Here is an 11,682-nt window from a genome sequence, read left to right on the forward strand (position 1 = left end):
CCCACAGCAGAAGCCAACCCGACCGCCTGCTCACCGGACACCACCGCCGACAGCCCGGCGGCGAAATCCTCCGGGCCCGACCCCACCACCACCGCACGATGCTCAAACACCGAACGCACCGCCAGACCCGCCGCAACCCCGGCAGGACTCTCGCCGGTCAGCTCCAGCAACCTCTTCGCCTGCGCCCGGACCGCGCCGGCCGACTTCCCCGAAACCACCCACGGCACCACCGAGGACGACACGCCCACCGGCACCACCGGAACCTCAACAGCCGGAACCTCAACTGCCGGAGCCTGCTCCAGAATCAGATGCGCGTTCGTACCGCTCAGCCCGAACGAGGAGACACCCGCACGCCGAAGACCCGTCCACTCACGCTCCTCGGTCAGCAGCTCCACCTCCCCCGCCGACCAGTCCACATGCGAGGACGGCCGGTCGACGTGCAAGGTCCGGGGCAGCACACCATGCCGCATGGCCAGCACCATCTTGATCACGCCGGCCACACCGGCCGCGGCCTGCGTGTGCCCGATGTTCGACTTCAGCGACCCGAGCCACAGCGGCCTGCCGGCCGGGCGGTCCTGGCCATAGGTCGCCAGCAGCGCCTGCGCCTCGATCGGGTCGCCGAGCGACGTACCCGTACCGTGCGCCTCCACCGCGTCCACCTCGGACGCCCGCAACCCGGCATTCGCCAGCGCCTGGCGGATCACCCGCTGCTGCGAGGGGCCGTTCGGGGCGGACAGGCCGTTGGAGGCGCCATCCTGGTTGACCGCGCTGCCACGCACAACGGCGAGCACCGGGTGCCCGTTGCGCTGTGCGTCGCTCAACCGCTCCAGCAGCACCAGCCCGACGCCCTCGCCGAACCCGGCACCGTCCGCGCCGTCGGCGAAGGACTTGCAGCGGCCGTCGGTGGCCAGGCCGCGCTGCCGGGTGAACTCGGTGAACAGAGCCGGGGTGGACATCACGGTGACGCCGCCCGCCAGGGCCAGCGAGCACTCGCCCGAGCGCAGCGCCTGGCTCGCCAGGTGCATCGCGACCAGCGACGACGAACACGCCGTATCGACACTGACCGCCGGGCCCTCCAGGCCGAAGGTGTAGGCGATACGTCCGGAGAGGACGCTCGGGGAGTTGCCGGTGCCGAGGAAACCCTCGATCTCCTCGGGTACTTCGGTGACACGGGACGTGTAGTCCTGGTACATGACGCCGGCGAACACACCGGTATCGCTGCCCTTGAGTTCGTTCGGGCGGATGCCCGCACGTTCGAACGCCTCCCACGCGGTCTCCAGCAGCAGCCGCTGCTGCGGGTCCATCGCCAGCGCCTCACGCGGACTGATCCCGAAGAACCCGGCGTCGAACTGGCCCGCGTCGTGGAGGAACCCGCCCTCGCGGGCGTACGAGCTGCCGCGCCGCTGCCCGTCCGGGTCGTAGAGGCCGTCCAGGTCCCAGCCCCGGTCGGCCGGGAACGGGGCGACGGCGTCCCCGCCGGAGGCCACCAGGTCCCACAGGTCCTCGGGCGAGTGCACGTCGCCGGGGAACCGGCAGCCGATCGACACGATCGCGATCGGCTCGTCCACGGAGACCCGCCGCACGGCGGACGGGGCATGGGTCTCCCCCGCACCCAGCTCTGCCAGGAGGTACTCGGCGAGCACCAGCGGGGTCGGGTAGTCGAAGACCAGGGTCGCCGGAAGCTTCAGGCCGGTGACCGCGTTGAGCCGGTTGCGGAGCTGGACCGAGGCAAGCGAATCGAAACCGAGGTCACGGAACGCCCGTTCGCCGTCGATGACATCGGCGGAGGCGTGGCCCAGAACCGTGGCCACGCGAGTGCGTACGAGGTCGACCACGGCACCGAGCCGGTCACCCTCGGGCAGGCCCGCCAACTGGCCGGCCAGCGACGAGATGTCGTCCCCGGTGTAGTGCGCGACGGCGGCCCGCCGCGTGGGGGTACGGACGATGCCGCGCAGCAGCGGCGCGACGGGGTCGGCCGACGCGCGCAGGACGGGCAGGTCCAGGCGCATCAGCACCAGCAGCGGGTCGGCGGCCGTCAGCGCCCGGTCGAACAGATCCAGGCCCTGGGCCGTGGTGAGCGGCGGCATGCCGGACCGCGCGATGCGGCGCAGGTCGGCCTCGTCCAGGTGGCCGGTCATCGCGCTGGCCTGCTCCCAGAGGGACCAGGCGAGGGACTGGGCGGGCAGCCCCTGGGCCCGCCTGTGCTGGGCCAGGCCGTCGAGGAACGCGTTGGCGGCGGCGTAGTTGGCCTGGCCGGGGCCGCCGAAGACACCGGCGGCAGAGGAGAAGAGCACGAACGCGGACAGGTCGAGGTCGCGGGTCAGCTCGTGGAGGTTGACCGCCGCGTCCACCTTGGGTCGCAGGACCGTCTCGACCCGCTCCGGGGTGAGAGCGGTGACGACTCCGTCGTCGAGCGCGCCGGCCGCGTGGATCACCGCGCGCAGCGGCTGCCGCAGCCCGTCGATGACCGAGGCCAGTGCGGCCCGGTCGGAGGCGTCGCAGGCCGCGATGTCGACCTCGGCGCCGAGGGCGGTGAGTTCGTCGCGCAGTTCGGGCGCGTGGCCGGTGCGGCTGAGCAGGACGAGGTGGCGTACGCCGTAGTGGGTGACGAGGTGCCGGGCGAGCTGCGAGCCGAGCATACCGGTGCCGCCGGTGATCAGGACGGTGCCGTCCAGGCTGGGCGGCGGGGCGTCGGAGCGCGCGCGGTCCAGGCGCGGCGCGAGGACGCGGGTGCCGCGGACGGCGATCTGGGGCTCGGTGGGCACGGTGGGGACGTCGCCGTCGGTGTCCACCAGTGCGAAACGGTCGGGATGTTCGGACTGGGCGGACCGGACGAGGCCCCAGACGGCGGCGCCGGCCAGGTCGGTGACGTCTTCGGTGTCCGAGACCGGGACGGCTCCCCGGGTGACGAACACCAGGCGTCCGGTGCGGTCCTCGGTGATCCAGCGCTGTAGGCGCGCGAGGGCGTCGTGAACGGCGGCGCGGACGTCGCCCGGCTCGACGCGGACGATCTCGCCGGGCTCGTCGGCCGCTCCACCGGCGGACACCGGTGTCCAGGCGAGCCGGAACACCGATTCGCCGCCGGCGGTCCTGCCGGTGTCGTCGACCGGCGGGCGCAGCGCCAGGGACTCGACGGAGGCCACGGGCCGGCCGCTCGGGTCGGCGACATGCACCGACACGGCGTCCTGGCCGACCGGGGCGATCCGCACGCGGAGCGCGGTGGCGCCCTGCGCGTGGAGGGACATGCCGTTCCAGGAGAACGGCAGCCGTCCCTCGGCCGAGTCGGCCAGTCCGGTGACGTGCAGCGCCGCGTCGAGCAGCGCCGGATGCAGGCCGAACAGGCGGGCCTGGTCACGCTGGTCGTCCGGGAGTGAGACCTCGGCGAACAGTTCGCCGTTGTGCTGCCATGCCGCGCGCAGCCCCTGGAACGCGGGGCCGTAGCCGAAGCCGCCGGCCGCGTAGCGCTCGTACATGCCGTCGGTGTCCAGCGGGGTGGCGCCGGCGGGCGGCCATACGGTGAGGTCGGCGCCGGGGGGCGCGGCGGCGGGGGACAGGATGCCGCTGGCGTGCCGGGTCCAGTCGTCGGAGCCGTCGACGGCTCCGTACAGGGTGATGGTTCGGCGACCGGAGCCGTCCGGAGCGCCGACCGCGAGCTGGATGTCGACCGCGCCGTTCTCGGACAGGACGAGGGGGGCTTCCAGCAGCAGTTCCTCGACCCGGTCGCAGCCGACCTGGTCGCCGGCCCGGCCGGCCAGTTCGAGGAACGCGGTGCCGGGCAGCAGGATCGCCCCGCGCACGGTGTGGTCGGCGAGCCAGGGATGGGTGCGGACCGAGAGGCGTCCGGTGAGCAGGACGCCTTCGACGTCCGCCAGAGTGACGACGGCGCCGAGCAGCGGGTGGTCGGCGGAGCCGAGTCCGGCGGCGGTGACGTCGCCGTGGCCGGTGCCGGTGTCCTCCAACCAGTAGCGGTCGCGCTGGAACGGGTAGGTGGGCAGGTCGACCCGGGAGCCGCCGGGCAGCAGCACCTCCAGGTCGACGGGCACCCCGGCGACGTACAACTCGGCGAGGGAGAGCAGGAACCGGCCGATGCCGCCGTCGTCGCGCCGCAGCGTGCCCACGGTGGTGGTGCCGGCGGTCTCCTCGATCGCCGCGGTGAGTACGGGGTGCGGGCTGACCTCGACGAACACGTCGTGGCCCGCGTCGGCCAGGACGCGGACGGTCCTCTCCAGCTCGACGGTCTGCCGCAGATTGCGGTACCAGTACTCGGCGTCGAGCCCGGCGGTGTCGAGCAGGCCGCCGGTGACGGTGGAGTAGAAGGGGATCTCGCCGGTACGGGGGGTCAGCCCGGCCAGCGCGTTCAGCAACTCCTCGCGTATCTCCTCCACGTGGGCGGAGTGCGAGGCGTAGTCGACGGGGACGCGGCGGGTGCGGACGTCCCAGCCGTCGAGTTCGTCGAGGGCCGCCGGGTCACCGGCGACCACGACGGACGTCGGGCCGTTGATCGCGGCGATGGACAGGCCGGGGCCGATACGACGCCGCGCCTCGTCGGCGGACAGGGCCACGGAGGTCATCCCGCCGCGCCCGGCCAGGGCGCGCAGCGCCTTGCTTCGGAGCGCCGCCACGCGGGCGCCGTCCTCAAGGGTGAGGGCGCCGGCGACCACGGCGGCGGCGATCTCGCCCTGCGAGTGGCCGGCGACGGCGTTCGGCCGGATGCCGACGGACTCCCACAGGGCGGCGAGCGACACCATCACGGCGAACAGGACGGGCTGGACGACGTCGACGCGGTCGAAGTCGCCGGAACGCAGGACGTCCACCAGGGACCAGTCGACGTACGGTGCCAGGGCGTCGGCGCACTGGTCGATCCGGGCGGCGAACACGGGCGAGGAGTCGAGCAGTTCGACCGCCATGCCGGCCCACTGCGCACCCTGGCCGGGGAAGACGAACGCCAGGTCGCGGGTGGTCCTGGCGGTGCCGCGGACCAGGGCGGGGTGCTCCTCGTCCCGCTCCAGGGCGGCGAGGGCGCTGTCGACGTCCCCGACGAGGACGGCGCGGTGTTCCAGGGCGGCCCTGGTCGTCGCGAGGGAGTGGGCGACGTCGAGCGGGTCGAGCCCGGTGAGCGCCCGCAGCCTTCCCGCCTGGGCGCACAGCGCCTGGGGGCTTCGCGCCGACAGGACCCACGGCAGCACCGCGGTACCGGCGACGGGCAGGAGCGGAGTGTCCTCCGTCTGCTCGGGCTTGGCGGGCTCTTCCGGCTGCTCGGACTCCTCCGGCTCCGGGGCCTGTTCGAGGACGACGTGGCTGTTCGTGCCGCTCACGCCGAAGGACGACACGGCAGCGCGGCGGACCCGGTCGACCGCGGGCCACGGGAGAAGTTCGGTGACCGGCCGGACGGTGCCGGCCTCCCAGTCGACCTGGGGGGTGAGGTTGTCCGCGTGCAGGGTGGGCGGCACCTGGCCGTGCCGCAGCGCCTGCACCATCTTGATGATGCCGCCGACTCCCGCCGCGGCCTGGGTGTGGCCGATGTTCGACTTGAGCGAGCCGAGCAGCAGCGGCTGTTCGGCGGAGTGACCGCGGCCGTAGGTGGCGATCAGCGCCTGCGCCTCGATGGGGTCGCCGAGAGGGGTGCCGGTGCCGTGGGCCTCGACAACGTCGACGTCGGCGGGGGTGAGCCGGGCGTTGGCCAGTGCCTTGCGGATGACCCGCTGCTGGGCGGGGCCGTTGGGCGCGGTGAGGCGGCTGCTGGCGCCGTCCTGGTTGACGGCGGTGCCGCGGACCAGGGCGAGCACCGGGTGGCCGTTGCGGCGGGCGTCGGACAGCCGCTCCAGCAGGAGCATGCCGACACCTTCGCCCCAGCCGGTGCCGTCCGCCTCGGCGGCGAAAGACTTGCAGCGGCCGTCCCTGGCCAGGCCGCCCTGCTTGCTCATCTCGGTGAACGGCACGGGGGTGGACATGACCATGGCGCCGCCGGCCAGGGCCAGCGTGCACTCCTCGGAGCGCAGGGCCTGGGCGGCGAGGTGGAGGGCGACCAGTGACGAGGAGCAGGCGGTGTCCACGCTCACCGCGGGGCCCTCGAAGCCGAAGACGTACGAGATCCGACCGGAGGCGACGCTGTCGGAGTTGCCTCCGGCGAGGAATCCCTCGACCTCCTCCGGAACCTGCCGCAGCCGGGAGGAGTAGTCCTGGTACTGCACGCCGGCGAAGACACCGACCTGGGCGCCACGCTGGCCCCGCGGGTTGATGCCCGCACGCTCGAACGCCTCCCAGGTGGTCTCCAGGAGCAGCCGCTGCTGAGGGTCCATCGCCAGCGCCTCGTTCGGGGAAATCCCGAAGAACTGCGGCTCGAAGTCACCGACAGCGTCCAGGAAACCGCCCTCGCGGGCGTAGCTGGTGCCGGGCCGCTCGCCGTCCGGGTCGTACAGCCGCTCCAGGTCCCAGCCGCGGTCGGCCGGGAACCGGGTGATCGCGTCCGTGCCGCCGGAGACCATGCGCCACAGGTCCTCGGGGCTCTCGACCCCACCGGGGTAGCGGCAGCTCATGCCGACGATCGCGATGGGCTCGGTGTCCCGGGACTCCAGCGTGGTCAGGCGCTGGCGTGTCCGGTGCAAATCGGTCGTGACCCGCTTGAGGTAGGTGCGGAGCTTGTCATCATTCACTGCGGTCTCTTTACCTTTGCGCCCGTTGGCGGTCACGACATGCCCAGTTCTTTGTCGATGAAGTCGAAGATCTCGTCGTCGTCGGCCGCGTCGATGAGCTCCTGCACGGCGTTCCCGCCGGTGAGCGACCGGGCCCCGGTCAACAGCTCCTGCAGTCGGCCGGTCAGCTCGTCGCGGTAGCGCTCGTCGTCCAGGAGGGCTGCCAGGCGCTCCAGTTCGGTGGTCCCGGGTGTGATCTCGTCGGCCGGTTCCGGGACGAGTTCACCGGCGAGGTAGTCGGCGATGGCGCGGGAGGACGGGTAGTCGAACAGCAGGGTGGCCGGCAGCCGCAGACCGGTGGCCGCTCCGAGCCGGTTGCGCAGTTCGACCGCGGTGAGCGAGTCGAAGCCCACCTCCAGCAGGCCCCGGTCGGCGTCCACGGCACCCGGGTCGGCGAAGCCGAGCACGGTGGCGGTGTGGTCGCGCACCAGGTCGAGCAGCACGCGGTCGCGCTGGGCGTCGGTCGAGCCGGCCAGCCGCTGGGCGAGGCCCGCGGCCTCGGTGGCACTCCCCGCGGTGTCGGCGGCGCTGCGCCGTGTGGTGGCGCGGACGAGGCCGCGCAGCAGCGCGGGCACCTCGCCCTGCGCCTGTACGGCCTTGATGTCCAGCCGGAGGGGCAGGAGGACCGGCTGGTCCTCCGTGAGAGCGGTGTCGAACAGCTCCAGGCCCTCCTCGGGCGGGAAGGCGATGATGCCGCCCCGCGCGATGCGCTTGAAGTCGTTCTCGCCGAGGTGGCCGCTCAAGCCTGTGTCGTTGGCCCACAGGCCCCAGGCCAGCGAGGCGGCCGGAAGGCCCTGGGCCCTGCGGCGGTGCGCCAGGGCGTCGAGGAAGGCGTTGGCCGCCGCGTAGTTGGCCTGTCCCATGCCGCCGAAGATGCCGGCGATGGAGGAGAAGACCACGAAAGCGGACAGGTCCAGGCCGGCGGTCAGCTCCTGCAGGTTGAGCACGGCGTCGACCTTGGGCCGCAGGGCCTCGTCCAGTTGCTCGTCGGTGATGGCTGCGACGATCCCGTCGCGCACCACACCGGCCGTATGGATGACGCCGGTGACCGGGTGTCCGGACGGTACGTCGGCGAGCAGGGCGGCGAGGGCCGCGCGGTCGGCGGCGTCGCAGGCGGCGATCTCCACCTCGGCGCCCAATGCCCTCAGTTCCTCCCGCAGCCGGTCGGCGCCCTCGGCGGCCGGGCCGCTGCGGCTGGTGAGCAGAAGCCGCTTGACGCCGTGCTCGGCGACCAGGTGGCGCGCGACGTGTCCGCCGATGGCGCCGGTGCCGCCGGTGACCAGGACGGTGCCGCCGCGCTCCCACTCAGGAGCGCGCTTCTCGGCGTCCACCGGCACCCGCGCGATCCGGTAGCCGTACGCCTGCCCGTCGCGCAGGGCCAGTTGTGGCTCGGCGGCGGCGACAGCCCGCGCGAGCAGTACGTCGTCGGTGGTGTCGCCGTCCAGGAGGACGAACCTGTCCGGGTGTTCGGTCTGGGCGGAGCGGACCAGGCCCCAGACGGCGGCTCCGGCGAGGTCGGGGATGTCGTCCCCGCCGGTGAGCGCGACGGCCCCGGTGGTGCCGAACACGAGCTTGGCGCCGGACCGGTCCTCGGCGAGCCAGTCCCGGATGTCCGCCAGTGCCTGCCGGGTGACCCGGCGGACAGCCGCGGCATCCTGGCCCGACGCGTAACGGCGTACCTCGAAGAGGGGGCCGTCCCCGGCGGCGGGCAGCGGAACCGCGGTCCACTCGGGGCGGAACAGAGTCCGGTGGACCCGGCCGCCGCTCGTGGCTGCCTTGGCCGGCGCTGCCGGACGCAGGACGAGGGACTCGGCAGTGGCGACCGGCCGTCCGGTGCCGTCGGCCAGGGTGACCGACACGGAGCTGTCGCCGGTCGGCACCATGCGCAGCCGGACCGTGGACGCTCCGGCCGCGTGCAGGGAGACGCCACTCCAGGAGAACGGAAGCCACGCCTGGCCGGAGCCGCTGAGGACGCCGAAGGCCAGGGAGTGCAGCACGCTGTCGAGCAGCGCCGGGTGGAGCCCGTAGTGCCCGGCGTCGGCCCGCTGCGACGGGGGCAGGCTCGCCTCGGCGAACACCTCGTCGCCGCGGCGCCACACGGCCTTCAGCCCCTGGAACGCGGGGCCGTAGGAGAAGCCGCTCTCGGTGAACCGGTCGTACAGGCCGGTCACGTCGATCTCGTCGGCGCCGGACGGCGGCCATACGGTGAGCGGTTCGGCGTCGGCCGCCGCGCCGGCCGACAGGACGCCGCCCGCGTGCCGGGTCCAGGGCTCGTCGGCGAGCGCGTCCTGCGGCCGGGAGAAGACCTCCAGCGACCGGGCCCCGTCGGCTCCGCGCGGTCCGACCCGCATCTGGAGCACGGCCGCGCCGTGTTCGGGCAGTACGAGTGGTGCCTCCAGGGAGAGTTCGTCGACCCGGTCGCAGCCGACCTCGTCGGCGGCCCGGATCGCCAGCTCCAGGAAGGCCGTCGCGGGGAACAGCGCCCCGTCGAAGACCCCGTGGTCGGCCAGCCAGGGCGTGCTCCGGAGCGACAGGCGGCTGGTGAAGACGTACGTGTCGGACTCGGCGAGTTCAAGGGCGGCGCCCAGCAGCGGGTGGCCGGTGACGGCCAGCCCGGCGGCGGTGACGTCGCCCGTGCCGGCGGGGACGTCCAGCCAGTAGCGGTCGCGCTGGAACGCGTAGGTGGGCAGTGCCGCAAGGCGCACGTCACGTCCGGCGAAGACCCGCTGCCAGTCCGGGGTGCCCAGGTGCACGTGCAGCCGGCCCAGGGCGTCGGTCACCGAGCGGACCTCGTCGCGATCACGGTGCAGCAGCGGGATCAGCTCGGCCGTCCCGTCCAGGCAGTCCTGGGCCAGCGCGGTGAGGGAGCTGTCGGGGCCGAGTTCGAGGAACGCGTGCACACCGGTGCGTTCGATGGCGCGTACGCCGTCGAGGAACCGCACCGGCCGGCGGACGTGCCGCACCCAGTAGTCCGCCGAGCAGAGGTCGTCGGCGCCGGCGGGCTCGCCGGTGACGTTGGAGACGACGGGGATGCGCGGCGGGTGGAACTCCAGGCCGGCCGCGACCGCGCGGAACTCCTCCAGCATCCCGTCCATGTGCGGGGAGTGGAAGGCGTGGCTGACGCGCAGCCGCTTGGTCTTGTGGCCCGCCGCCGCGATCCGGTCGGCGATCTCCAGCACCGCGCTTTCATCGCCGGCGATCACGGTGGCCGCGGGGCCGTTGACGGCGGCGACGGTGACCTCGTGCTCGCGGCCCGCGATCAGCGGCAGCACCTCCTTCTCGGAGACGGTCAGCGACACCATGGCGCCGTTCTCCGGCATGGCCTGCATCAGCCGGGCCCGCGCCGCCACCAGCCGGGCGGCGTCGGGCAGCGACAGGACGCCGGAGACGTGGGCCGCCGCCAGTTCGCCGACCGAGTGGCCGATGAGCACGTCGGGCCGGATGCCCCAGTACTCGACCAGCCGGAAGAGCGCGACCTCGACGGCGAACAGCGCCGGCTGGGTGAAGGCCGTTCGGCCCAGGAGTCCGGCGTCGTCCGTGTCGCCGGCGGCGCCGATCACCTCGTGCAGCGGCCGGTCCAGCAGCGGGTCCAGCACGGCGCACACGGCGTCGAACGCCTCGGCGAACACGGGGAACTCGCGGTGGAGCCGCAGGCTCATGCCCAGCCGCTGGCTGCCCTGGCCCGAGAAGAGGAACGCGACGCGGCCCTCGGCGGGCGTGACGGTGCCGGTGATCGCGCGCAGGGTGGCGCGAACCCGGTCGTGGTCCCCGGCGGGCACGTACGCCCGGTGCTCCAAGTGGGCGCGCGCGGTGGCCAGGGTGTAGGCGATGTCGGCCGGCCGTGCGTGCGGATGTTCTTCCAGGTGCTGTTCCAGCAGGGCAGCCTGTGCTCGCAGCGCCTCGGCGCTGCGAGCCGACAGCAGCAGCGGCACCGGCAGCGGTTCCCGCTCGTCGGCGGGGGCCGCTGTGTCATCCTCGGGGGCCTGCTCCAGGATGGTGTGGGCGTTGGTGCCGCTGACACCGAACGAGGAGATCGCGGCCCGGCGCGGGTGGCCGGTCCGCGGCCAAGGGGTGTTCTCCGCGAGCAGCTCCACGCTGCCCGCGCTCCAGTCGACGTACGGCGACGGTTCGTCCAGGTGCAGAGTCCTCGGCAGCACGCCGTGGTGCATGGCCAGCACCATCTTGATGACGCCCGCGATGCCCGCGGCGGCCTGGGTGTGCCCGATGTTCGACTTGACCGAGCCGAGCAGCAGCGGCCTCTCCCGGTCCTGGCCGTAGGCGGCGAGCAGTGCCTGGGCCTCGATCGGGTCGCCCAGCTTCGTGCCCGTGCCGTGCGCCTCGACGACGTCGAGGTCGGCGGGCGCCAGCCGTGCGTTGGCGAGAGCGTCGCGGATGACGCGCTGCTGGGAGGGACCGTTGGGGGCGGTCAGGCCGTTGGAGGCGCCGTCCTGGTTGACGGCGCTGCCGCGCACCAGGGCGAGCACCGGGTGCCCGTTGCGGCGCGCGTCGGACAGGCGCTCCAGCAGGACGACGCCGACGCCCTCGGACCAGGCGGTGCCGTCCGCCGCCGCGGCGAAGGGCTTGCACCGACCGTCGGCGGCGAGCCCGCGCTGCCGGCTGAACTCGATGAACGACACCGGGGTGGCCATCGCGGCCGCGCCGCCGGCGATGGCCATGGCGCACTCGCCGGAGCGCAGCGACTGCGCCGCGAGGTGGATGGCGACCAGCGAGGAGGAGCAGGCGGTGTCGACGCTGACAGCCGGCCCCTCCAGACCGAAGGTGTAGGAGATACGGCCGGAGGCGACACTGCCCGCGCTGCCGATGCCGAGGTAGCCCTCCAGTTCCTCGGGGGCGGTGCCGACGCGCAGGCCGTAGTCGTGGTAGCTGGAGCCGATGAACACACCGGCCCGGCTGCCCTTGACCGACCGCGGGTCGATACCGGCCCGCTCGAACGCCTCCCAGCTCGTCTCCAGCAGCAGCCGCTGCTGCG

2 protein-coding genes are annotated in these 11,682 nt (G+C 73.5%); both read right to left on the reverse strand.

Translation table 11 applies throughout. The annotated features are described in order from the left end of the window. A partial coding sequence (locus tag QR77_RS03310) for a type I polyketide synthase (protein WP_150130547.1) occupies positions 1-6,653 on the reverse strand: 6,653 nt, incomplete at its 3' end. Positions 6,654-6,685: 32 nt separating this feature from the next. Next, on the reverse strand, positions 6,686-11,682 hold a 4,997-nt coding region (locus QR77_RS03315; RefSeq protein WP_040019566.1), incomplete at its 5' end, for a type I polyketide synthase.

Origin of the sequence: Streptomyces sp. 150FB (assembly GCF_000818195.1) — a bacterium.
GTDB lineage: Bacteria > Actinomycetota > Actinomycetes > Streptomycetales > Streptomycetaceae > Streptomyces.